The sequence below is a fragment of the Amycolatopsis sp. NPDC028719 genome (assembly GCF_055565395.1).
Genome location: NZ_JBVHUL010000002.1, coordinates 525,662 through 547,813, shown reverse-complemented (window position 1 = coordinate 547,813; position 22,152 = coordinate 525,662). Strand labels below are relative to the sequence as shown.

Here is a 22,152-nt window from a genome sequence, read left to right as displayed (position 1 = left end):
CAAAAAGGAACGGGAGAAAGGGGAAGAATCCCCACCGGACGGGGGGGGGAGGGGGGGGGGGGGGGGGGGGGGGGGGGGGGTGTCTCCCCCCCCCCCCCCCCCGCCCCCCCCCACGCCGGTTCTCAGCCGGGGATCTTGTCCAGGAAGCCGTGGACGTGGGCGATCTTCCCGTCTTCGAGCTCGACGACGTCGAACCCGATGGCGACGGGCTCGGCACCGGGCGTGCCGAGGTACCACTGGAACCGCGCGAGATCGTGGTGCGCGTCGGGCTCGGCGGGCAGGCTGAAGGTCAGCCCGGCGAACTGCTGCTGCGCCCCGCCGACGAACTGGTCGATCCCGTCGTGCCCGGCGACGGCCCCGAGCGGGTCGGTGTAGCGGGCGCCGTCGGTGAAGAGATCGGCGATCAGGGCGCGGCGCTTGCCGCCGTCGGTCTCGTTCCAGACGGCGATGTACTGCTCGACGATGCCGCGGACGTCGGTCATGGCAGTTCCTTTCGTTGGGGGACAACGGGTTGTCGTCGTCCGGTGCTGGGAACGACTTTGGCGGACGGCCGGCGGCCCGTCGATTACGCGAGAGGTAATGCCGCGGCGGCGCTCGGACCGGCCGCGGGCATTACCCGCGAAGTAATGGCAGCGACCCGGTGATCGCCGTAGCGTCGCTCGCGTGACGACTACGGTGCAGGCCGCGCGGCAGCGGCCCGTCGGGGAGCTGCTGCGGGAATGGCGCGACCGGCGGCGGATCAGCCAGCTGGACCTCGCGATCTCGGCGGACATCTCCACCCGCCACCTCAGCTTCGTGGAGACCGGGCGTTCCCGGCCGAGCCGGGACATGGTGCTGCGCCTCGGCGAGCACCTCGACGTGCCGCTGCGCGAGCGCAACCGGCTGCTGCTCGCCGCCGGGTTCGCGCCCGCCTACACCGAGAACGCGCTGGGGGACCCCGGGATGTCCGCCGTCCGCCAGGCCGTCCGGCAGCTGCTCGCGAGCCACGAGCCCTACCCGGCCGCCGTCGTCGACCGGGGCTGGAACCTCGTCGACGCCAACGACGCCACCGGTCTGTTCGTCGCCGGGATCCCGCCCGAGCTGACCACCAACGTCCTGCGCGCGACCCTGCACCCCGACGGCATGGCCCCGCACGTGCTCAACCTGGGGGAGTGGCGCGCCCACCTGCTCGGCCGGCTCCGGCGCCAGGTGGGCCAGACCGCGGACCCCGCGCTGACCGACCTGCTGGACGAGCTGCGTGGCTACCCCTGCGACCAGCCGGTGCCCGAGGTGGAGGTCCCCGGACCGGGTGACATCTTCGTGCCGCTGAAGTTCCGCCACGAGGGCACCGACCTGACGTTCTTCAGCACGGTCGCCACGTTCGGCACGCCGCTGGACGTCACGGTCGCGGAACTGGTGATCGAGTCGTTCTTCCCGGCCGACCCGGCGACGGCCGCACACCTGCGCGAGCGGGCCGCGTCGGTGGAATGATGGGGGACACCCGCGCAGCATCCGACGTGAGGATCACCGGTAGATGGCCGTCCCGCCTTCGCTCGCCCTGTCCGACGGAGTCCGCATTCCCCAGCTGCTGTTCGGCGTCGCGGGACTGACCGCGGCCGAAACCGGCCGCGCCGTCCGCATCGCCCTCGACACCGGCTACCGGGGCTTCGACACCGCGCCGGGGACCGAGGCGGCGGTGGGCGACGCGCTCGCCGGAGTCCCCCGTGAAGAGCTGTTCGTCAGCTTCAAGGTGCCCGCGCAGGGCTACGACGCCGCCCGCCGTGCCGCCGACCAGGCACTGACCGCGCTCCGGCTCGGGCACGCCGACCTGTGCCTCCTGGACGGGACGAAAGGCGCGTTCACCGACACCTGGCGCGCCCTGAGCCGCCTCCGGGCCGACGGCCGCGTCCGCGCGGTCGGCGTCGCCGGGTTCGGCATCGCGGAACTGCGCCGGCTCATCGACGCCACCGGCGCGGTCCCGGTGCTGAACCAGATCGAGCTGCACCCGTGGCTGCAGCAGCTCCCGCTGCGCGAATTCCACACCGAGCGCGGCATCGTGACCGCCGCGTCGAGCCCGGCCGCCAACGCCGGCCTGCTGGCCGACGAGACGGTCACCGCCCTCGCGGCCAAGTACGGCAAGACGCCGGCCCAGATCGTGCTGCGCTGGCACCTGCAGGCCGGCACGGTCGCCGTGGCGGCCTCGGCCACGACGACCCGCACCCGGGAGAACTTCGGGATCTTCGACTTCGAGCTCGCCGACGACGACCTCGCCGTGCTGGCCGAGCTCGACAACGGGACGCGCGTCTAGGTCGACTTGATCCCGGCGGCGGCGAAGTCGGCCTGCTGGGCCGGCTGTTCCAGGTACTCGCGGAACGTCTGGGCGGCGCGGAGCACGGTGTCGTCGATGCCCTGCCCGGTGAGCCCGATGAACGGGTAGTCGGCCGACCGCGCGCTCGCCACCGACTGCGCGGGCGAGCCGATCAACTCGGGCTTCTTCGTGGTCAGCTCGCTGACCCAGTACGACGATTCCGGCAGCCAGGCGGCGGGGAGCCCGCCGATCGCGTCGAGGTTGGTCCGGCCCACCAGCGCGTCGAGCACCTGCGCGGAGGGCTTGGCCTCGATCATCACGTGCACGCACTGGCCGTGGACGACGGTCGCGGCCTGGTTCCAGCGGTCGGCCGCGGCGGTCAGGGGTTTCTGCGCGCTCGGCGTGACGAGGATCCGCATGTGGGAGGTGCCGCCGGAGCAGCTGGCGGCCTGCGCCTCGGCGCGGCTGTTGAGCTCGCTGTCGGCCCAGTTCCAGCCGATCACGCCGAGCCCGATCAGGGCGGCGAGCACGGCGCAGGCGATCGGCCAGGTGGCGATCCGGCGCCGCGGCGCCTTCTTGCCGACGATCCGGTGCGACCCGGTCGCCTCGCCCTTGCCGAGGGTCCGGTGCGAGCCGGTGGCCTCACTCTTGCCGGTGGTCTCGTCCTTGCCGGACGGCCCGGTGGTGTCGGTGCGGCCGGGGACGCGACGGCGGCCGGAGGTCTCGCTTTCGCCGGCTTCACTGCGACGGCGGCCGCGGCGCGGGGTGCTTTCGCTGTCGCCTTCGCGGTCGAGGGTGCGGTGCGAGCCGGTGTTTTCGGTCCGGGCGGCGATCGGGTAGTCGCCGGAGGTCTCGTCGTGCCGGGTGATGATCTCGGTCCGCTCGGCGGCCGACTCCGCCGGCCGGACGGGGGCTTTGCCACGACGGCGCCCGCCCCCGGCTTCACCGCGGCGGGCTTCGCCACGGCGACCAGCGGGAGTTTCGCCGCGCCCGGCCGCCGGGTAGGACCCGGAAGCTTCACCGCGGCGGGTGGTGCGAGACGATTCGCCGCGTTCGGCGACGGGGTGGGAGCCGGGAGTCTCAGTGCGGCCGGCAGCCGGGTAGGCGCCTGAGGCCTCATCGCGGCGGCTGACGGCAGCCTCACCGCGGCCGGCCACGGGGTACGCGCCGGAAGTCTCATCGCGGCGGCCGGCGGGAGCTTCACCGCGGCCGGCGACAGGGTAAGAGCCGGAAGTTTCGCCGCGACGGGCGGCGGGCGACGATTCACCGCGCCCGGCGACGGGATAAGAGCCGGAAGCCTCGCCGCGCCCGGCCACCGGATAGGAACCGGAAGCCTCACCGCGGCGGGGGGCCGGGTGCGAGCCGGTCGGCTCGCCGCCCCCGGAGACGAAGTAGCCCGACTTTTCGCCGCGAGCGGCGCCGCGGCCGGCGATCCCGAAGGCGTCCGAGATGGAGCTGCGCTTCGGGGTGCCCTTGCCCGCGACCGGGTACGCGCCGGAGGCCTCGCCTCGACCCGCGGCGCGGGGAGATCCCGCGGCCTCGTCGGGGTGCGGGCGGCGTCCGCCCGGCGCCCCGGCACGGTCCTGAGGGTGCGGCACGGGCTCGTCGTCCCGGGCGTGTCGCCCCATGGTCGTCCTTTCGGCGTCCTGCGCATGTCAAGTACGCGCTGCGATGCAATGAAACCGTTATCACCCTAACAGGTGAGTATCAGTGAGAGAATAATCTGACTCACAGTGGCGCGTACTCAGGGTGCTGCGCTGACCAGGCGATGGCAGTGCGCTATCAGGCGGGCACGCACCGGCGCCGCCCGCCGGGCGAAATCACCCTGGGCCCGGGCGTATTCGGCGCGTCCCTCGGCCGTCTCGATCCGCACCGGCGGATAGCCGAGCGCGGCCAGGTCGTACGGGCTCGCCCGCATGTCCAGCGTCCGGATCTCGACGGCCAGCTCGAATCCGTCCGCGACCAGCTCCGCCGGCACGAACGGATCGAGCTTGTACGCCCATTTGAACAGGTCCATGTTCGCGTGCAGGCACCCCGGCTGCTCGAGTGCGACCTGCGTCTCCCGGGACGGCGCCAGCTCGTTGCGCGGCCGGGCGTCCGCGGTGAAGAACCGGAACGCGTCGAAGTGCCCGCACCGGATGTCGAGGGACTCGACGACCTCGTCGGTGCCCGCCGAGCCCAGCCGGAGCGGGACCTGGTTGTGCCGCACCGAGTCCGCCGGCTCGCGGTAGACCATCGCCCACTCGTGCAGCCCGAAGCAGCTCAGCCGCGGCGCGCGGGACGCCGTCGCGGTCAGCAGGCCGAGGACGAACTCGGCCGTCCGCCTCTTGCCTTCGGTGAAACCCTCCGGGTCGAGGACGACGCCGTCGGCGGTCTCGACGTAGCCCTTGCGGTCCAGGAAGCGTCGCGCCGCGGGCCCGGCGAGGGCGACACCGGGCCCGGGCTGCCACCGCTCCAGGTGCGACGGCCGGTACGAGTAGTAGGTGAACAGGAAGTCGAGCACGGGGTGCTTCTCGCCCCGTGAACGTCGCTCCTGATGCGGGACCGTCCACCGCCGCATCCGCTCGACGTGCGCCGCCTCCCGGGCCAGCCAGTCCGGTTCGGCGAGCACGTCGACGGCGGTCACGCGCCCACGTGGGTGCCATCGCGCACGGTGCCCACGTACTCCTCGACGAGGTCCTCCAGGGCGACGACGCCGACGGCCTTCCCGTCGACGTCGAGCGCCCGCGCCAGGTGGCTGCCTTCCTTGCGCATGGCCGACAGCGCGCTGTCGAGCCGGGCGTCGGCCCGCAGTTCGGTGAGCGCGCGCGTCTTGGCCGTCGGCACGATCGTCGCCGGGTCGTGGCCGGCCAGGTCGAGGACGTCCTTCACGTGGATGTAGCCGGTCAGCCGGCCGTCGTCGGTGCACACCGGGAACCGCGAGAAGCCGGTCGAGGACACCGCCCGCTCGACGTCGCCGACCGTCGGCCCGCAGGGCAGGGTCGTCAGCTCGGCCGTCGGCACCAGCACGTCGGCCACCGTCTTCTGCACCGACGACAGCGTCTGGGTGAGCCGCCGGTGCTCGGACTGGTCGATCAGGCCTTCGCGCCGCGACTCGCTGAGCAGCTCGGCCAGCTCGTCGGACGTGTAAGCCGTCTCGAGCTCGTCCTTCGGCTCGACCTTCACCGCGCGCAGCAGCGAGTTGGCGACGAAGTTGAGCAGCCAGATGAACGGGTTGGCGAGCTTGACCCACCCGACGTGCACCGGCACCAGCCACAGCGCGAGCCGCTCGGGCTCGGCGATCGCGAGGTTCTTCGGCACCATCTCGCCGATCAGGACGTGCAGCACGGTGATGAACGCCAGCGCGATGGCGAACGAAACCGCGTGCAGCAGCGTCTCGGGCAGGCCCAGCAGGTCGAAGAACGCCGACAGGCGGTGCGCGATCGCGGGCTCGCCGAGGCGGCCGAGCAGCAGCGAGCAGATGGTGATGCCCAGCTGCGCACCGGCGAGCATCAGCGACACGTGCTTGCTCGCGTTGATCACGATCTTCGCGCGCGTCTTGCCCTGCTCCAGCAGCGCTTCGAGCCTGTCACGCCGCGAGGAGATCAGCGTGAACTCCGCGCCGACGAAGAAGGCGTTGAGCAGCAGCAGGACCACGACGAGGGCGATGTTCAGCCAGTCGCTCACGAGACCACCTCGGCCACGGCGGGTGCCGGGGATTCTGGGGGTTCTTCGGACGCCCGGACCGGGGCCACTTCGACCTCGGCGATCCGGCGCTTGTCCATCGTGGTGACGGTGAGCAACCAGCCGTCGACCTCCGCGGCGTCACCCTCGGCGGGGATCTTGCCCAGCCGCTCGAGGATCAGCCCGGCGATGGTCTCGTAGTCGCCGTCCGGCATCCGGAAGCCGGTGACGTCGGTGACCTCGTCGGCGCGCAGCTGCCCGGACACCAGCCAGCTGTCGGTGCCGACCTGCTGCGACGCCGGGCCCTCGTGGTCGTCGTGCTCGTCGCGGACGTCGCCGATGATCTCCTCGACGACGTCCTCCAAGGTCACCAGCCCGGCCGTGCCGCCGTACTCGTCGACGACGATCGCCAGCTGGAAGCGGGAGTCGCGCAGCCGGTTGAGCAGGTCGTCGCCGGGCAAGGACTCGGGCACGGTCGGCACCGGCCGCATGACCGAGCCGATCGGCACGGCGGCGCGGTCGGCGGCGGGCACCGCGAAGGCCTGCTTGACGTGCACGGCGCCGCGGACGTCGTCGAGGTCCTCGGCGTGCACCGGGAACCGCGAGAACCCGGTGCGGCGCGAGATGTCGATGAGGTCCTCGATGGTGTCGTCGACGGCGAGCGATTCGAGCTGCACGCGCGGGGTCATCAGCTCCTCCGCGGTGCGCTCGCCGAACCGCAGCGAGCGGTCCAGCAGCTCGGCGGTCGACGTGTCGAGCGTGCCGCTTTCGGCGCTGGAGCGCACGATCGAGCCCAGCTCCTGCGGCGAGCGGGCGGACCGCAGTTCCTCCTGCGGTTCGACGCCGAACTTGCGCACGAGGAAGTTCGCGCTGTTGTTCATCAGCGTGATGAGCCAGCGGAAGAGCGCGGAGAACCGCGAGTGGTAGCCGGCGACGGCGCGGGCGGTCGGCAGCGGCCGGGCGATGGCGAGGTTCTTCGGCACCATTTCGCCGAGGATCATCGACAGCGACGTGGCGATGACCAGGGCGAGCACGATCGACGCGCCGGCAGCGAAGTCCTCCGGCAGCCCGACGCCGGTGAGCAGCGGCCGGACGAGCTCGCCGATGAGCGGCTCGGCCAGGTACCCGGTGATCAGCGTGGTGAGCGTGATGGCGACCTGGGCGCCGGAGAGCTGGAAGGACAGCGTCCGGTGGGCTTTCTGGACGGTCAGGGCGCGGCGGTCGCCGACCTGGCGGACGTTGGCCTCGACGGTGCTGCGCTCGAGCGCGGTCAGCGAGAACTCCGCGGCGACGGCGAGGCCGGTGCCGACGGTCAGCAGCACGAAGAGGAGGACGCCCAGGACGGCGAAGAGGATTTGGATCATGCCGCGGCCGCCCGGGCGGCGGGGGATGAACCTATCGGACAGCCGGGTCGGTCACCCGGCTCGGTACTGTCACCAGGTGACTGCGCTGCGCGCACGAAACGGTCACTCCTAGCAGTGAATCGGCGTGTACTGCGAATATGCGGACAATCTTAACGTGTCCGCGCCGTGCCCGCGGAGATATCGGTGTGTCGGCGCGCTCACCTCGGCGGGTGGTTCACCGCGGTGCGCGCCCGAGCAGGCCCACGAGCCGGGCGGCGGGACCCGCGCCGCGGGGGACCGGGACCGGCGGGTCGAAGATGCCGAGCCCCTGCCACTCGTCCACCCAGGGCCGGACGACGTCGAGGAGGCGCTCGGCGAGTTCCTCGGTCACCGGGCAGGGCAGATCCAGCGCCGTCGCGAGGTCCCAGGCGTGCACGGCGGCGTCGATCGTCATCTGCCAGCCGTACTCGCGGGCGGGGAGCAGGCCGGTCGAGACGTGCACGGCGCGTTCCAGCACGCCGTCGTCGAGGAAGGCTTCGCGGGCGGCTTCGGCGGCCGAGTCCCAGGCGGACACCGGGTCGTCGCCGAGGACGTCGCCGTCGAAGCGGTCGCCCACGTCGTCCAAAGTGGCGCCGGCCAGCAGGGGAGGTGCCCAGAGCTGCTCGGCGACGAGGTGGTTCACGAGGTCGCGGACCGTCCACTCGGTACACGGCGTGCGGTGGCCCCAATCGGTGTCCCCGGCCGCGTGCACCGCGTCGCCGAAGGCCCGCAACGCGTGGCCGTGTGCCTCGAGAAGATCCACGCGGGCCATTTGACCACGGCGGATCAGGTGGTGCCCGGCCGGTGCCGCCGCACGGTCTCCTCGACGAGGTCGAGCACCGGCCCGAGGCCGGCGGCCGGCAGGCCCATGGCCAGGTGCGAGACGAGTCCTTCGAGGACGAGCTCGAGGAACGCGGTGAGGACGTCGACATCGACGTCGTCGCGCAGGATCCCGGCCTCTCGCTGGCGCAGCAGGCGCAGGCGGGTGGCGGTGGTCAGCTGCTCGGACCGTTCGGCCCAGCGGGCGCGGAACTCCGGATCGGTGCGCAGCCGCCGTGAGACCTCGAGGCGGGTGCCGAGCCAGTCGGCGGGGTGGTCACCGCCGGCGAGGAGGTCCCGCATGACCTGGACCAGGCCCTGTTCGGCCACGACGTCGGCCATCCGGATGGCGTCGTCCTCGGCGAGGGCGAGGAAGAGCGACTCCTTGTCGCGGAAGTGGTGGAAGATGGCCCCGCGCGACAGCCCGGTGGCTTCCTCCAGGCGCCGGACTGTGGCACCTTCGTAGCCGTAACGTGCGAAGCAGACACGCGAGCCGTCGAGGATCTGGCGCCGGCGTGCGTCGAGGTGATCCTGGCTTACGCGTGGCATCCTGAAATCCTGGCACCGCGGACCGGGATCTCGCAATCCGTACGTACGTACTGTGACCCGGAGTGCCCGGGAACCGAACCGGAACCCCCATCGTCGGAACGTTGCGGCGATTCGCTGACACGGCGTGAGACAGTTGGCTAATCTTTGCACCATCACGGTGGGTGAACTGAGGGGAAGGTGCGGGTCGTGATCATCGGCGAAGCCGGGCAGGCGGCACAGGCGCTGTGGGGTGACGCCTTCGAGAACTCCGCACCCGTGTACGGCGGCGGGGGCAAGGGCGGCCAGTTCAAGATGGACCCCGAAGAGCTGAACGCGGTGATCGGCCAGTGGGAGGACGTCCTGGACAAGATCGTCGAGGACGGGAACAAGATCCACGCCCTGGTCTACACGCCCAAGCTGGCGCCGGGTGAGGATGCCGTCAGCGGCGGCTACGCCACGACCACCGGCGACTCGATCGCCTCGCTCATGCGGCAGAACGACTCGATGCGCAAGTACGCGCAGGAGTACATCAAGAAGCTGAAGGAAGCGCAGTCGAAGACCGTGGTCACCGACCAGGACTTGTCGGACACCTTCAAGGCATAGGCGACCAGAACTCGTGCGAAAAAACCTCGTCACCCTCGCTGTGTCCTTGGCCGTCTCGGCAGCGCTCGCGACGGCGTGTACGTCGACCACCGGCGGTGCCGCGTCTCCGGCGCCGAGCGATTCGCCCTCGTCGGGTGCGTCTTCGGCCGACCCCGAGGTGCCCAAGGTTGCGCAGGCCCTCGACGCGGGCAAGTACGTCGGAGACCCCTGCGGCCTGGTCCCGAAGGATCTGCTCATGTCGCTCAGGTACACCGACGCCGGCGAATCCCACCCGGCGGGCAACACGCCGGTGACCGAAGCCGGACCGTCCTGCGCCTGGAAGATCAGGGGTGAGGGGATCGGCGCCCAGCTCATCCTGGGCACGGGGAACCGCGACAACGGGACGGGTGGCCTGGCCGGCCAGTACGCCGCCTACCGCGACGGGCGCGTCGTGAAGTTCCTCGAGCGGGCCCCGGATGTCGACGGCTATCCGGCGATCTACTTCGACGCCGTGGACGAGCGGTCGATGGGCACCTGCACCCTGGCCGTCGGAATCGCCGACGACCTCTCTTTCAGCGTGCAGGCCCAGGGTTACCAGGGGCAGGACGACTCGTGCGGCACGGCCACCCGGATGGCGGCCGCTGTGATCAAGACGCTCAAGGGGGCATGACGAGTGGACGGCAAGCAGATCTTCGACAATTTCAGACAGGGCGACACCACCGGGCTGCAGCAGACGGCGGAGACCGTCCGTGAGCTGTCCGACGCCTACATGGAGCGGGGCGCGAGCATCAAAGCCCTCCAGGCGCGGATGGTGAACTCGTGGAGCGGCGACGCCGCGGACGCCGCCAATGCGGGCGCCGGACCGATGGAACGGGCCTTCCACGACAGTTCCGGGCCCCTGGACGACACTGCGGCGTCGGTCAAGATCCAGGCCGCCGTGTTCGAAAGTTCGAACCACGCGGTCGTCGAGGTGCCGCCGAAGCCGGACAAGCCCAGCCCGTGGAGCGTCGGCCTCAAGGCCGCGATCCCGATCGCCGGGCCGTTCATGGCCAAGGACGACATCGACAACTACCAAGAGGGCATGGCGAAGTACAACGCGGCGAACGAGACCAACGTCCGCGTGATGGACCAGTACAGCAACGCCACCGAAAGCACCCGGTCCGCCCTGCCCACGGAGTACGGCGTCCTCGAATCCGACGGTGCCGCGATCTCGGTGAAGACCCCGGGTGGCTTGCCCCCGGTCGGGCCGCTGCCGCCGATCATCGTCGACCGGCACCCGTGGGAGCCGGAGACGCCGCCGAACCGCGGCGATGGCGACCACACCTCGACCACCAGCGTCGACACCACGCACACCGGTGGCCCCGACCAGCCCGGCGGCACCGACCGCCCCGGTGGCACGGATCGCCCCGGTGGTACGGATCGCCCCGGCGGCACCGACCGACCCGGTGGGACCGACCGACCCGGCGACGACACCCACACGACCGGTACCGGCCGCCCGACCACCACGACGACCCGCCCCGGGCAGACGGGCACCGACCGGCCCGGCCGGACGCCGGTCGGCACCGATGGGATCGAGTTCTACCCGACCGGCACCGGTGGTGGCGGCGGCCAGAACTACTCCAACACCTTCGGCAGCGACCCCAACTCGAGCACCGGCGGCCGCGGGCCGACCAGCGGCAACGCCGGCAGCCGGCTGCTGGACTCCAACGGCCGGCCGATCAGCGGAACCGGAGGCGGGTCCGGCAGCGGTGCCGGCGGCTCCGGCGCCGCGGGGGAGCGGGGGCCCGGCAGCGGCCGGGGTTCCGGCATGGGCGGCCTCGGCAACGCCGCCGCCGCGGAGGCCGCCGCCGCGCGGTCGGCGGCCGGCCGGTCCGGGCAGATGGGGCCGATGGGGGCCGGAGGCCGCCGGGGCGAGGGTGAGGAAGATGATGAGCACCAGCGGCCGGACTTCCTGATCGAGGCGGACCCGGACGCCATCTTCGGTACCGACCAGCGGACCAGTCCGCCGGTCATCGGCGAGTAGAGCGAGTAGGCGGGTGGACGTGGCAACAGGCCGGGTGGACGTTCCGGTCGAGGCACTGGCCGCACTGGCCGAGCGCGAGCAGGTCGGTCAGCTGCACATCACCCTGCGCCCGGAGCCGCTGTGGCTCTCGGACGAGGAGCGCGACGAGGCCGGCAAGCGGGTCGACGCCGCGCTGGCCGAAGCCGGGCTGATCGACGCGCGCGGCCGGGCCACCGTCGACTTCCTCGACTGGCTCCCGTTGCTGGTGAACCCGGCGCGGGAGTGCTACGGCTGGGTCGGTGTCGAGGGCCGGACCTACGGTGTGCTCGCCGCCGCCAAGGGCCTGCAGGCGATCCTGGCGGTCTCCGACGGGACGCAGGTCGGCGTCCAGGAGATCGACCGGAACCGGCTCGCCGAGTCGCTCGTCGAGCAGCTGCCGCCGATGGGCGCGGGCGGCGGGCACCCGCGCACCGTCCGGGTGGCCGACCTGACCGAGGCGGCGCGCCGCGGTCAGGACGCCTACCCGCTCGCCCCGGCGATCGCCGACGTCATCAGCCTCGTGCAGCGCCCGGTCTCGGGCAGCGGTGAGCTCTACGTCGGCCGCCGGGACGAGGTCGGGCGCCACACCTGCCTGCGGCAGCCGCTGCACTACGCCGACACGGACTGGGGCCGCTACCTCAGCTACACCTCCGGCACGGGAGACGACGCCGTCATCCACATCGGCCCGGCGGGCCCGCGCGACCTGGCCGACACGCTCATGGAATTGGCCGTCGACCTCGCCTGAGCGGCGCCCCGGCGAAAATCGGCCGCACCGGATGCCCTCCGGCGGTAACGTGACAGCGCTGTTGTATTCCGGTGGAAGGACGCGCTGATGGCTGGGCTGTACCCCGAGATCGAACCGTACGAACACGGCTTGCTCGACGTCGGCGACGGGCACGAGGTCTACTGGGAGACCTGCGGGAACCCGCACGGCAAGCCGGCGCTCGTCGTGCACGGCGGGCCCGGGACCGGGTGCTCGGTGAACCTCCGGCGGTACTTCGACCCGGCGAAGTACCGGGTCGTGCTCGTCGACCAGCGCGGCTGCGGCCGCAGCATCCCGCACGCCGGTGCGCCGGTCGCCGACCTCTCCGCCAACACCACCGACCACCTGGTCGCCGACTTCGAGCTGCTCCGCACCCGGCTCGGCATCGAGAAGTGGTTGCTGTTCGGCGGTTCCTGGGGTTGCGTGCTCAGCCTGACCTACGCGCTGCGCCACCCCGGTCGCGTCAGCGAACTCGTCCTGATGGGCCTCGCGACCGACCGGTTCATCGAAATCGAGATGCTCATCCGCGGGCTCGGGGCGTACTTCCCGGACGCCTTCGAGAGGTTCCGGCAGGGCGTGCCGGAGAGCGAGCGGGACGGCGACCTGTCCGCCGCCTACCACCGGCTGCTGATGGATCCCGATCCGGCGGTCCACCGCAAGGCGGCCGACGACTGGTGCGCCTGGGAGGACGCGATGCTCCCGGGCGTGCCCCCGCACAAGAGCTTCGAGGACCCGGCGTACCGGCTTTGCTTCGCGCGGCTCGTGACGCACTACTTCAGCAACCGGGCGTTCCTGCCCGACGGCGAAATCCTGCGTGACCTCGGCAAGCTCGCGGGCGTCCCGGCCGTGCTCGCCCAAGGTGTGCTCGACACGAGCAACATCGTCGGCACGCCGTGGCTGCTGCACCACGGCTGGCCGGGCAGCGAGCTGGTGATGCTGGACAACATCGGGCACTCCACGCAGGACGCCCCGATGCAGGACGTGCTCGTCGGCGCGACCGACCGCTTCGCCCGCTGACCGCACCCCGGACGCCTCTGAAGGCCACCATCAGGGCATCCAGTGCCCTCGTGGTGGCTTTCAGAGGCTTGACCGCTCAGGGGATGAGCAGCGCCGGCTCACCTTCCGGCGCGAGCGCCGCCTCGGCACGCCGGGCCCGGGTGGTCTCGGCGAGCCGCAGCCCGGTGACGCGCAGCGGCAGCCGGTCCATGTTCCACTCGGTCAGCAGCAGCGCGACCTTGGCCTGCATCTCGGTGCGCAGCCGCAGGAACGAGTCGGCCGGGTCCGCGCCGACCTCGCCCAGCAGCAGCCACCACGCCCACGCAGCCGCGCCCGCGTTGGCGACGAAGTCCGGCACCACCGCGACCCCGCGGGCCGACAGTGCGGCCTCCGCTTCCGGCGTCGTCGCGGCGTTGGCGGCCTCGACGACCACCGCGGCCTTGACCAGGTTCTCGTTGTCCGGCCGCAGCGCGTAGGAGATGGCGGCCGGCACGAAGATGTCGGCGTCGATCCCGACGACCGTCTCGCGCGGCAGCGAGCGGACCCCGGCGGGCAGCCGCGACCGGTCCACCTCGCCGAAGCGGTCACGCAGTTCCAGCAGCGCCGGGACGTCGAGGCCGACGGGGTCGTACAGCGTGCCCGCGGCGTCGGCGACGGCGACCACCTTCATCCCCGCCTCGTGCAGGTACCAGGCCGCGCCGCCGCCCATGGTGCCGATGCCCTGGATCGCCACGGTCGTCTCGCGCACGTCCCAGTCCCACGCCGCCGCGACCCCGAGGCAGGCCTGCGCCACGCCGTAGCCGCCGACGACGTCGCCGAGCAGGAGCCCGCCCGGCACCGGTGCGTTGAGGCCCGCCTGCACCCGGCGCAGCGTGCGCGCCGGATCGGCCGAACGGGTGATCGCCGCGTGGTACGACTGCTCGAGCCCGAGCTCCGCGAACACCTCGTCGATCAGGTGCTGCGGCACGCCGAGGTCCTCGGCGGTCACCCAGTGCGCGTCGAGCCACGGCCGCAGGAACGCGCAGAACCGCTTCAGCACGCCGAACGCCCGCGGGTCCTTGGGGTCGAAGTCGATGCCGCCCTTCGCCCCGCCGACCGGCAGGTTGAAGGTCGCGGTCTTGTTGGCCATGCCCCGGGCGAGGTCTTCGACCTCGCTCATCGTGCAGCCCGCCCGCATCCGGGTGCCGCCGGTGGCGACGCCGGAGACCAGGCTGTGCACGACCAGGTAGCCGTTCGCGCCGGTGATGGGATCGGTCCACGTCAGTCGCATCAGCGGCTCGGCGTTGCGCGGGGTCATCAGGGCCACTCACCTCCAGGGAAGTCCGGGGCGGTCCGGCGACCGCCTCGACCGAGCGTGCGCCCCGGGTGGCCCTCGCGTCCATTTACCGCTGCTGCACGATCTCGTTTAGGTTTGCTGCATGGAGCTTTCGTTGCATCGGTTGAGGATGCTTCGCGAGCTGCACCGCCGAGGCACCGTCACCGCGGCCGCGGCGGCCCTGCACTACACCGCTTCGGCGGTGTCGCAGCAGCTCGCGCAGCTGGAACGGGACGTGGGTGCCAAGCTGTTCGAACGGCTCGGCCGGCGCGTCCAGCTGACCGAGCTGGGCAAGCTGCTGACCGAGCACGCGGAGGAGATCCTCGGCTCGGTGGAGCGCGCGACGCTCGCCCTGGAAGAGGCCCAGGAGGCCCGCACGGTCCGGCTGGTCGCCGGCGTGTGGGCGTCGGTGGCCTCCGGGCTGCTCCCGACCGCGCTGACCGCCCTCGCCGGCGAGCACCCCGGCATCGAGGTGCGCACCCGCGAACTGGCGCCGGAGGACACCGCCGAGGCCGTCCGCGACGGCTCGCTCGACCTGTCGTTCGTCATCGACTACTCCGACGCGCCGACGGCGTGGGACGCGGGGCTGGAACGCGCGGTCGTCGCCGTCGAGCGGCTGCACGCCGCCGTGCCGCGGGGCGCGGTTCCGTCGGGGTCGGCCTCCCTGGACGACCTCGCCGAACACCCGTGGATCCTGGCCAGCCCGAAGTCGCACTTCGGCCGGGCGATGCGCACCGCCTGCCGGCGGCACGGCTTCTCCCCGAAGATCAACCACGAGGTCGAAGAGCAGTCCACGGCGATGGCGATGGTGGGGGCGGGGCTCGGCGTCACCCTGGTTTCGGACCTGGGCCTGCGCTTGCTGCGGCCGCCCGGGATCGACGTCGTCGCGCTCACCACCCCCCTGCTGCGGACCGTGTCGATCGCCTACCGGCGCACCGCGTTCCGGCGGCCGGCGTTGCACCTGGTGATCGAGGCCGTCCGGGCCTCGGCGGCCGAGCTGGGCCTGGGCACCGAGTCCGCTTTGCCCTGATCCGGGACTTCTTACGGAGTGGTGAACCCGTCCTGCTCCGCAAGACGAGCCCTGAATTTGTCGTACCCCGCGTGTAGCGTCCGAAGTCAAGAAGTTCCACCACCCGGAACAAGGACGGACATGACAGAAGCGGCTGAAGTGTCTACGGTGCACCACTTTCCCGAGAAGTCGGGTAGTGCGTCCAACCGCACCGCGAGGGTCCTGGCGGACCGCGCGGCCGGGGAAGCGTACGTGGCATCGGTGTGCTTCAAGCACGGGCCACCTCGCCTGATCGGCGTGGAGCTGGAGTTCACCGTGCACCACGCCGACGACCCGGCCAGATCCCTCGATCCCGACCTCCTCGCCACGGCGCTGGGCCCGCACACCCCGCGGACCCTCCGCCCCGACAGTCCCGCTTCGCCGCTCCCGGCAGGCTCGCCAGTGAGCCTCGAGCCCGGGTGCCAGGTCGAAATCTCCGCTCTTCCCCAGGCCTCCCTGCGCGATCTCGACGCAGTGGTCACGGCCGACCTCCACCACCTGCGTGACCGCCTCGCCCGGCACGGCCTCGTGCTGGGCGAAACGGGTATCGACGCCCACCGGCCGCCCCGCCGCCTCCTCCGCACGCCGCGCTACGCGGCGATGGAGAGCCGGTTCGCCCCGATCGGGCCCGGTGGCATCACCATGATGTGCAGCACCGCGGGCCTGCAGGTGTGCCTCGACGCCGGGGAGGCCGAGCACCACGCCGCCCGGTGGTCGGCCGCGCACGCCATGGGCCCGCCGCTGCTCGCCCTCTTCGCCAACTCCCGCGTCCACGCCGGGCGCGACACGGGCCTGGCGTCCGCCCGCTGGCTCGCGGTGCACGACACGGAGCCGGTGCGCACGCGCACGGCGGCCGTGGCGGCCGATCCGGCGGCGGACTGGGCCAAGCGGATGATGGACACCCCGCTGATGGTCCTGCCTCGGGCGGACCGGCCGTGGGACGCGCCGGAGGGGCTGACGTTCGCCGACTGGATCGAGGGCCGGGGCGCGGCGTCCCTGCTGCCGAAACCGACGGTGGCCGACCTCGACTACCACCTCACCACGATGTTCACCCCGGTCCGCCCGCAGGGATACCTGGAGATCCGGTACCTGGACGCGCAGCCGCCCGGCGAATGGCTGGCGCCGGTGGCGCTGGTCGCGGCGCTGCTCGCCCGGCCGTCCACAGTGGACAGGGTGCGTGACCTCTGCGCGCCGGTCGCCGGCCGCTGGACCACGGCGGCGCGGCGCGGCCTGGCGGACCCGGAGCTGGCGGCGGCCGCGGCGGCACTGGCCGACCTCGGCTGCGCCGAGCTGGGCGCGACCGGGCTGGCGGAGGAGTCGATCACCGAGATCAGCAAGAGCGTGCAGGGGCGCGCGTACCGATCGAGGAGCGAAGCATGAGCACGGAAGCACTCGGTGACCTGAGCGCGCAGGACCTGCGTGCCCGGGCCGCCGAAGCACTGACCAGGGCGCGGGCGCGCAGCATGGCGCTGACCGACGCCGTGGACGACGAAGACCTGGTCCGCCAGCACTCCAAGCTGATGTCGCCGCTGGTGTGGGACCTCGCGCACATCGGCGTCCAGGAGGAGCTGTGGCTGGTCCGCGACGTCGGCGGCCGGGAGCCGCTGCGGCCGGACATCGACGACATCTACGACGCCTTCCAGCACGCGCGCGCCGACCGGCCGGAGCTGCCGCTGCTGGGCCCGGCCGAGGCGCGCGCCTACGTCAAGCAGGTCCGCGAGAAGGCGTTCGACGTGCTGGAGCGCGTCCCGCTCCAGGGCAGCAGGCTGACCGAGCAGGCGTTCGCGTTCGGCATGATCACCCAGCACGAGCAGCAGCACGACGAGACCATGCTGGCCACCCACCAGCTGCGCAAGGGTGACCCGGTGCTGCACGCGCCGGAGCCGCCGCCCGCCCGCTCGGGCGCCCTCCCGGCGGAGGTCCTCGTGCCGGGTGGCGCGTTCACGATGGGCACCTCGGCCGAGCCGTGGGCGCTGGACAACGAGCGCCCGGCGCACGAGTTCGCGGTCGAGGCGTTCTGGCTGGACACGACCCCGGTGACGTGCGGGGCCTACGCCGAGTTCCTCGACGCCGGCGGATACGACGACGAGCGGTGGTGGAGCCCGGCGGGCTGGGCCTACCGCACCGAAAGCGGCGTCACCGCGCCGCGCTTCTGGAAGCGGGAGCAGGACGGCTGGTGGCGGACCCGGTTCGGGGTCTACGAGCGCATCACGGCCGGCGAGCCGGTCGTCCACGTCTCCTACCACGAAGCCGAGGCGTACGCGGCCTGGGCCGGGCGGCGGCTGCCGACCGAGACCGAGTGGGAGAAGGCCGCCCGCTTCGACCCGGCGACCGGACGCTCGCGGCGGTTCCCGTGGGGCGACGAGGAGCCGTCCGCCGAGCACGCCAACCTCGGCCAGCGGCACCTGCGCCCGGCACCCGCGGGGGCGTACCCGGCCGGCGCGTCGCCGACCGGCGTGCACCAGCTGATCGGCGACGTGTGGGAGTGGACGAGCACGGACTTCCACGGCTACCCGGGCTTCGCGCCGTTCCCGTACCGGGAGTACTCGGAGGTGTTCTTCGGCCCGGAGTACAAGGTGCTGCGCGGCGGCTCCTTCGGCACCGACTCGGCGGCCATCCGGGGCACGTTCCGCAACTGGGACTACCCGATCCGGCGGCAGATCTTCGCCGGCTTCCGCACCGCCCGCGACGCGGTACCCGGCGAGGTGGGCTAGGCGCATGTGCCGCCACATCGGATACCTCGGCGAGCCGGTTTCACCCGCCGAGGCGGTTTTCCGCGCGCCGCACGCGCTGCTGGTGCAGTCCTACGCACCGGCGGACATGCGCGGCGGCGGCTCGGTCAACGCCGACGGGTTCGGGCTGGGCTGGTACCCCGGCCCGGGCTCCGGGCCGCTCAGGCACCGGCGGTCCACTCCACTGTGGACGGACGAGACGCTGCCGCCGCTGGCCGCGTCGGTGACCTCGGGCGCGTTCGTCGCCGCGGTCCGCAACGGCACCACCGGCATGCCGGTGACCGAAGCGGCCGCCGCGCCGTTCACCGCGGGGCGCTGGCTGTTCAGCCACAACGGCGTCGTCCGCGGCTGGCCCCATTCGCTGGCCGAACTGGCCAAGACCCTGCCCGTCACCGCACTGCTGACCCTGGAGGCGCCGACGGACTCGGCGGTCCTCTGGGCTCTGCTGCGGGCCCGGCTGGCGGCCGGCGAGGACCCGTTGACGGCGGTGGCGGGCCTGACGGCCGCCGTCGAGGCGGCCGCGCCCGGCTCCCGGCTCAACTTCCTGCTCACCGACGGCGCAACGCTGATCGGCACCGCCTGGACGCACGCGCTGTCCCTGCTGGAGACCCCGGCGGGCGTGCTGCTGGCGTCCGAACCCCTCGACGGCGACCCGCGCTGGCGGCCCGTCCCCGACCACCACGCCGTGCGCGCCACCGCGGCCGGCGTCGACGTGCTTCCCCTGACCCTGGAAGGCAGCCACTCATGACCGAAGTCGATCTCGACCACCACCGCTCCGGCGACGCCGTCACCGCGGAACTGCGCGCGGACGTCGTCGCCGGGCTCACCGCGGAGCGGAAGTGGCTGCCGCCGAAGTGGTTCTACGACGCCGAGGGCAGTGAGCTCTTCGAAAAGATCACCCAGCTGCCGGAGTACTACCCGACCCGCAGCGAGCGCGAGGTGCTGGCCGCGCACGCCGGCGACGTCGCGGAGCTGACCGGCGCGCACACGCTCGTCGAGCTCGGGTCCGGGTCGAGCGAGAAGACCCGGCTGCTGCTGGACGCGCTCACCGGGCACGGGACGCTGGAGGCGTTCGTGCCGCTGGACGTGTCCGAGTCCGCGCTCGCCGAGGCCGCCGAGGCGATCTCGAAGGACTACCCGGGACTCACCGTGCGCGGGGTCGTCGGCGACTTCACCCAGCACCTCGACCTGCTGCCCGGCGGCCGGCCCCGGGTGGTGGCCTTCCTCGGCGGCACGATCGGCAACTTCCTGCCCGCCGAGCGCGCGGCCTTCCTGCGTTCCGTGCGGGAAGTGCTGGGCGAAGGGGAGTGGCTGCTGCTCGGCACCGACCTCGTGAAGGACCCCCGCATCCTCGAACGCGCCTACGACGACGCCGCCGGAGTCACGGGCGAGTTCGACAAGAACGTGCTGCGGGTGATCAACGCCCGGCTCGGCGCGGACTTCGACGTCGACGAGTTCGAGCACGTCTCGCACTGGGACGCGGAGAACGAGTGGATCGAGATGCGCCTGCGGGCCCGCCGGGCGCTGACCGTCGAGATCCCGGGAGCGGACCTCACGGTGGCGTTCGCCGAAGGCGAGCACATCCGCACGGAGATCTCGGCGAAGTTCCGCCCGGGCGGCGTCGAAGCGGAGCTGGCCGCGGCCGGGTTCGCGCTCGAGCGCTGGTGGACCGACTCCCAGCAGCGGTTCGGGGTGAGCCTGGCAAGATCTGTGCGTGGCTAATCCTCTCCGGGCGCTCGCCCGGGCCGTCGGCACCAAGCCGTGGCTGATGCGCACGGCCGGGTTCGTCGTGTGGGCGGACAAGAAACTGCACCGCGCGTTCGGCGGCCGGGTGAGCCTCGTGGCGCTCGCCGGGCTGCCGTCGCTCCGCCTCACGACGACCGGCCGCAAGAGCGGCCTGCCGCGGAGCACGAACCTGCTCTACTTCCCGCACGGCGACGACCTGGTGCTGACAGCGTCCAACTGGGGGCGCCCGAACGACCCGGCGTGGGCGTTGAACCTCCGTGCGAACCCGAAGGCGGAGGTCGCGCTCAAGGGGCGGCCGGCCGAGGTGGTGGCGCGCGAGCTGCAAGGCGAGGAGTACGACGCCATGTGGCAGGAGCTGCTCCGGTTCTGGCCGGGGTATCGGATGGAGCAGCGCGAGGCGGGCCGGCGGTTACCGGTTTTCGTACTCAAGCCATTTGCCCGATAGGTTCCCACCATCCTTTTGGCCGGTGCCGGGATTCACCGGTTTGTGCCAGTGTCTCCCGGGTAACGCGCCGTGACGTCTCGACCGCGCGGCGAAGTGACCCAGGGAGGAGACGTCTTGCCGAGATCCACACAGGGCCGGGTGCGGTCGTTCGCACTGGCCGGGGCACTCGTGGCCGGCTTGGGACTGGCCGGAACGGCCGGAACCGCCGCGGCGGCCGAAGACGCGGTGGCCAAGCCGGCCGTCGTGGGCGCGACCGCCGCCGTCAACTGGGGCACCTGCTCGAGCGACACTCTCGCCGGCGTGCCCGCGGACCAGGTCAAGTTCTACAGCTGCGCCCGCTACCGGGTGCCGATCGACCACAACAACGCGTCGCTGGGCACCATCGACATCGCCCTGCTCAAGCGCGCCGCCCGCACGCCGGGCACGCGCGTCGGCTCGCTGTTCCTCAACCCCGGCGGTCCCGGCGGCTCGGGCCTGCGGATGCCGATCAGCGGCCAGTACTACTTCCAGCCGAAGGTGCTCGACCGGTTCGACCTCGTCGGGTTCGACCCCCGCGGCGTCGGCCAGAGCAACCCGCTGCGGTGCTTCACCACCCAGGAGGACGCCGACGAGGTCTTCGGCGCCCAGATTCCGGTGCCGCTGAGCCGCGCCGAGATCTCCGGCACTCTCGCCAGCTACCGCGACTACGGCAAGTTCTGCAAGAACAACGCGGGTTCGCTGCTCGACCACATGTCCACCAAGGACGTCGTGCGCGACCTCGACACGCTGCGCGCGGCGGTCGGGGATCAGAAGCTCACCTTCGCCGGCTTCTCGTACGGGACGCTCATCGGCTCGACCTACGCGTCGATGTTCCCGAAGCAGTCCCGCGCGATCGTGATCGACGGCAACGTCGACCCGGCGCTGCGCACCAGTGACGGCGTGCAGTACGACCGGGAACGCGCGCAGGGCTTCGAGATCGCGCTCGACGGGTTCCTGAAGCGCTGCGACCAGGCCGCCGCGAAGTGCGCGTTCAGCGACGGCACCCCGCGGGCGAAGTTCGACGAACTGCGCGAGTACCTCCGCAAGCAGCCGATCACCATCCCCGGCGGCGGCTCCGTGGACATCAACTCGTTCACCGGCGGGGTCTCGAGCGTCCTGTATTCGCCGTCGGCGTTCCCCGGCCTGGCCGAGGACCTGCAGGCGCTCTACAACGCCATCCACCCGGCGGGCGCGCAGGCACAGGCGCTGCAGGCCAAGCCGCTGAAGGCGCTCCTCCCGGGCAAGCAGGGCCTGGCCGACCAGAACCCGGACAGCCCCTACACCAGTGACGACTCGTACTTCGCCGTCAACTGCTCCGACAAGCCGTTCAAGATCAAGCAGGAGCAGGTGCCGGACATCGCCGCGAAGTGGGAGCGCGAGTCGCGCACCTTCGGCCGCTACCAGGCGTTCGCCGACACGGCGAGCTGCCCGGTGTGGCCGGCGAAGAAGCCGGACGTCTACCGCGGCCCGTGGCGTGCCAAGACCGACGTCCCGGTGGTCGTGGTCGGCAACTACTACGACCCGGCGACGCAGTACAAGTTCGCCCAGCGGATGGCGGCCGAGCTGGGCAACGCCCGGCTGCTGTCGGTCGACGCGTTCGGCCACTGCATCCTCGGCGACGCCCTGGGCGTCGACAAGGCCGTGGCGGACTACCTGACCGAGCTCAAGGTGCCGGCGAACGGGCAGGTGTTCCAGCCGAACGTCCAGCCGTTCGAAACCGCTTGACAGCAAGGAAACGGGCCGGGGTGACACTGTCGCCCCGGCCCGTTCCCGTACCCGGGGGAACC

General features: G+C 72.1%; 22 protein-coding genes. 14 read left to right on the top strand and 8 right to left on the bottom strand.

Annotation, left to right across the window (positions count from 1 at the left end; all coding sequences use genetic code 11):
• Positions 1–122 precede the first annotated feature (122 nt).
• Positions 123–482: a nuclear transport factor 2 family protein gene (locus ACZ4TR_RS10570; RefSeq protein ID WP_465286788.1), complete on the bottom strand. Its 360-nt coding sequence runs from the start codon at positions 480–482 to the stop codon at positions 123–125.
• Positions 483–663: 181 nt separating this feature from the next.
• Between ACZ4TR_RS10570 and ACZ4TR_RS10565 the strand changes: the two genes are divergently transcribed.
• A complete protein-coding gene (locus tag ACZ4TR_RS10565; protein ID WP_465286787.1) occupies positions 664–1,470 on the top strand; it encodes a helix-turn-helix domain-containing protein in 807 nt (268 codons plus the stop codon).
• Between the two features lie 43 nt (positions 1,471–1,513).
• Positions 1,514–2,287: an aldo/keto reductase gene (locus tag ACZ4TR_RS10560; protein WP_465286786.1), complete on the top strand. Its 774-nt coding sequence runs from the start codon at positions 1,514–1,516 to the stop codon at positions 2,285–2,287.
• Here the strand turns inward: ACZ4TR_RS10560 and ACZ4TR_RS10555 are convergent.
• The 6 genes from ACZ4TR_RS10555 to ACZ4TR_RS10530 form a co-directional block, all read right to left on the bottom strand.
• The gene (locus tag ACZ4TR_RS10555; RefSeq protein WP_465286785.1) at positions 2,284–3,915 is read right to left on the bottom strand and encodes a hypothetical protein; all 1,632 of its coding nucleotides are present in this window, start codon (positions 3,913–3,915) and stop codon (positions 2,284–2,286) included. The two genes, ACZ4TR_RS10560 and ACZ4TR_RS10555, sit on opposite strands and share 4 nt — an antisense overlap.
• A gap of 116 nt (positions 3,916–4,031) precedes the next feature.
• Positions 4,032–4,913, bottom strand: coding sequence for a 3-methyladenine DNA glycosylase (locus tag ACZ4TR_RS10550; RefSeq protein ID WP_465286784.1), 882 nt, complete (start codon positions 4,911–4,913; stop codon positions 4,032–4,034).
• On the bottom strand, positions 4,910–5,953 hold the full coding sequence (locus ACZ4TR_RS10545) for a hemolysin family protein (RefSeq protein ID WP_465286783.1): 1,044 nt from the start codon (positions 5,951–5,953) through the stop codon (positions 4,910–4,912). The genes ACZ4TR_RS10550 and ACZ4TR_RS10545 overlap by 4 nt, the downstream gene beginning before the upstream one ends.
• The gene (locus tag ACZ4TR_RS10540) at positions 5,950–7,314 is read right to left on the bottom strand and encodes a hemolysin family protein (RefSeq protein ID WP_465286782.1); all 1,365 of its coding nucleotides are present in this window, start codon (positions 7,312–7,314) and stop codon (positions 5,950–5,952) included. The genes ACZ4TR_RS10545 and ACZ4TR_RS10540 overlap by 4 nt, the downstream gene beginning before the upstream one ends.
• Positions 7,315–7,528: 214 nt before the next feature.
• Positions 7,529–8,095: a TIGR03086 family metal-binding protein gene (locus ACZ4TR_RS10535; RefSeq protein ID WP_465286781.1), complete on the bottom strand. Its 567-nt coding sequence runs from the start codon at positions 8,093–8,095 to the stop codon at positions 7,529–7,531.
• Between the two features lie 23 nt (positions 8,096–8,118).
• Positions 8,119–8,700 carry a TetR/AcrR family transcriptional regulator gene (locus tag ACZ4TR_RS10530; protein WP_086673969.1) on the bottom strand — a complete coding sequence of 194 codons (582 nt, stop codon included), beginning with the start codon at positions 8,698–8,700 and terminating at the stop codon, positions 8,119–8,121.
• Between the two features lie 186 nt (positions 8,701–8,886).
• On the opposite strand from ACZ4TR_RS10530, the gene ACZ4TR_RS10525 reads away from it, so the two are divergent.
• The 5 genes from ACZ4TR_RS10525 (at position 8,887) to pip (ending at position 13,082) form a co-directional block, all read left to right on the top strand.
• On the top strand, positions 8,887–9,282 hold the full coding sequence (locus ACZ4TR_RS10525) for a hypothetical protein (RefSeq protein ID WP_465286780.1): 396 nt from the start codon (positions 8,887–8,889) through the stop codon (positions 9,280–9,282).
• Between the two features lie 40 nt (positions 9,283–9,322).
• Positions 9,323–9,931, top strand: a complete 609-nt coding sequence (locus tag ACZ4TR_RS10520; protein ID WP_465287343.1) for a DUF3558 domain-containing protein — start codon at positions 9,323–9,325, stop codon at positions 9,929–9,931.
• Between the two features lie 3 nt (positions 9,932–9,934).
• Positions 9,935–11,284: a hypothetical protein gene (locus ACZ4TR_RS10515; protein WP_465286779.1), complete on the top strand. Its 1,350-nt coding sequence runs from the start codon at positions 9,935–9,937 to the stop codon at positions 11,282–11,284.
• Positions 11,285–11,318: 34 nt separating this feature from the next.
• On the top strand, positions 11,319–12,047 hold the full coding sequence (locus tag ACZ4TR_RS10510; protein ID WP_465287342.1) for an ESX secretion-associated protein EspG: 729 nt from the start codon (positions 11,319–11,321) through the stop codon (positions 12,045–12,047).
• Positions 12,048–12,134: 87 nt separating this feature from the next.
• Complete coding sequence (pip, locus tag ACZ4TR_RS10505; RefSeq protein ID WP_465286778.1) at positions 12,135–13,082, top strand: prolyl aminopeptidase; 948 nt, start codon at positions 12,135–12,137, stop codon at positions 13,080–13,082.
• A gap of 76 nt (positions 13,083–13,158) precedes the next feature.
• Here the strand turns inward: pip and ACZ4TR_RS10500 are convergent, their stop codons facing one another.
• Positions 13,159–14,358, bottom strand: coding sequence for a Glu/Leu/Phe/Val dehydrogenase dimerization domain-containing protein (locus ACZ4TR_RS10500; RefSeq protein ID WP_465286777.1), 1,200 nt, complete (start codon positions 14,356–14,358; stop codon positions 13,159–13,161).
• Positions 14,359–14,479: 121 nt separating this feature from the next.
• Here ACZ4TR_RS10500 and ACZ4TR_RS10495 point away from each other — a divergent pair, with 121 nt between their 5' ends.
• The 7 genes from ACZ4TR_RS10495 to ACZ4TR_RS10465 all read left to right on the top strand — a co-directional run bounded on the left by ACZ4TR_RS10495 (position 14,480) and on the right by ACZ4TR_RS10465 (position 22,090).
• The gene (locus tag ACZ4TR_RS10495) at positions 14,480–15,406 is read left to right on the top strand and encodes a LysR family transcriptional regulator (protein WP_465286776.1); all 927 of its coding nucleotides are present in this window, start codon (positions 14,480–14,482) and stop codon (positions 15,404–15,406) included.
• A 138-nt stretch (positions 15,407–15,544) separates the two neighbouring features.
• Positions 15,545–16,804, top strand: a complete 1,260-nt coding sequence (locus tag ACZ4TR_RS10490; protein ID WP_465287341.1) for a glutamate-cysteine ligase family protein — start codon at positions 15,545–15,547, stop codon at positions 16,802–16,804.
• Complete coding sequence (gene egtB, locus ACZ4TR_RS10485; protein WP_465286775.1) at positions 16,801–18,138, top strand: ergothioneine biosynthesis protein EgtB; 1,338 nt, start codon at positions 16,801–16,803, stop codon at positions 18,136–18,138. The genes ACZ4TR_RS10490 and egtB overlap by 4 nt, the downstream gene beginning before the upstream one ends.
• A gap of 4 nt (positions 18,139–18,142) precedes the next feature.
• On the top strand, positions 18,143–18,904 hold the full coding sequence (gene egtC / locus ACZ4TR_RS10480) for an ergothioneine biosynthesis protein EgtC (protein ID WP_465286774.1): 762 nt from the start codon (positions 18,143–18,145) through the stop codon (positions 18,902–18,904).
• Positions 18,901–19,878, top strand: coding sequence for an L-histidine N(alpha)-methyltransferase (egtD, locus tag ACZ4TR_RS10475; RefSeq protein ID WP_465286773.1), 978 nt, complete (start codon positions 18,901–18,903; stop codon positions 19,876–19,878). The genes egtC and egtD overlap by 4 nt, the downstream gene beginning before the upstream one ends.
• Before the next feature lie 46 nt (positions 19,879–19,924).
• Positions 19,925–20,347, top strand: a complete 423-nt coding sequence (locus ACZ4TR_RS10470; protein ID WP_465287340.1) for a nitroreductase family deazaflavin-dependent oxidoreductase — start codon at positions 19,925–19,927, stop codon at positions 20,345–20,347.
• Between the two features lie 138 nt (positions 20,348–20,485).
• Positions 20,486–22,090: an alpha/beta hydrolase gene (locus tag ACZ4TR_RS10465; RefSeq protein ID WP_465287339.1), complete on the top strand. Its 1,605-nt coding sequence runs from the start codon at positions 20,486–20,488 to the stop codon at positions 22,088–22,090.
• Positions 22,091–22,152 lie beyond the last annotated feature (62 nt).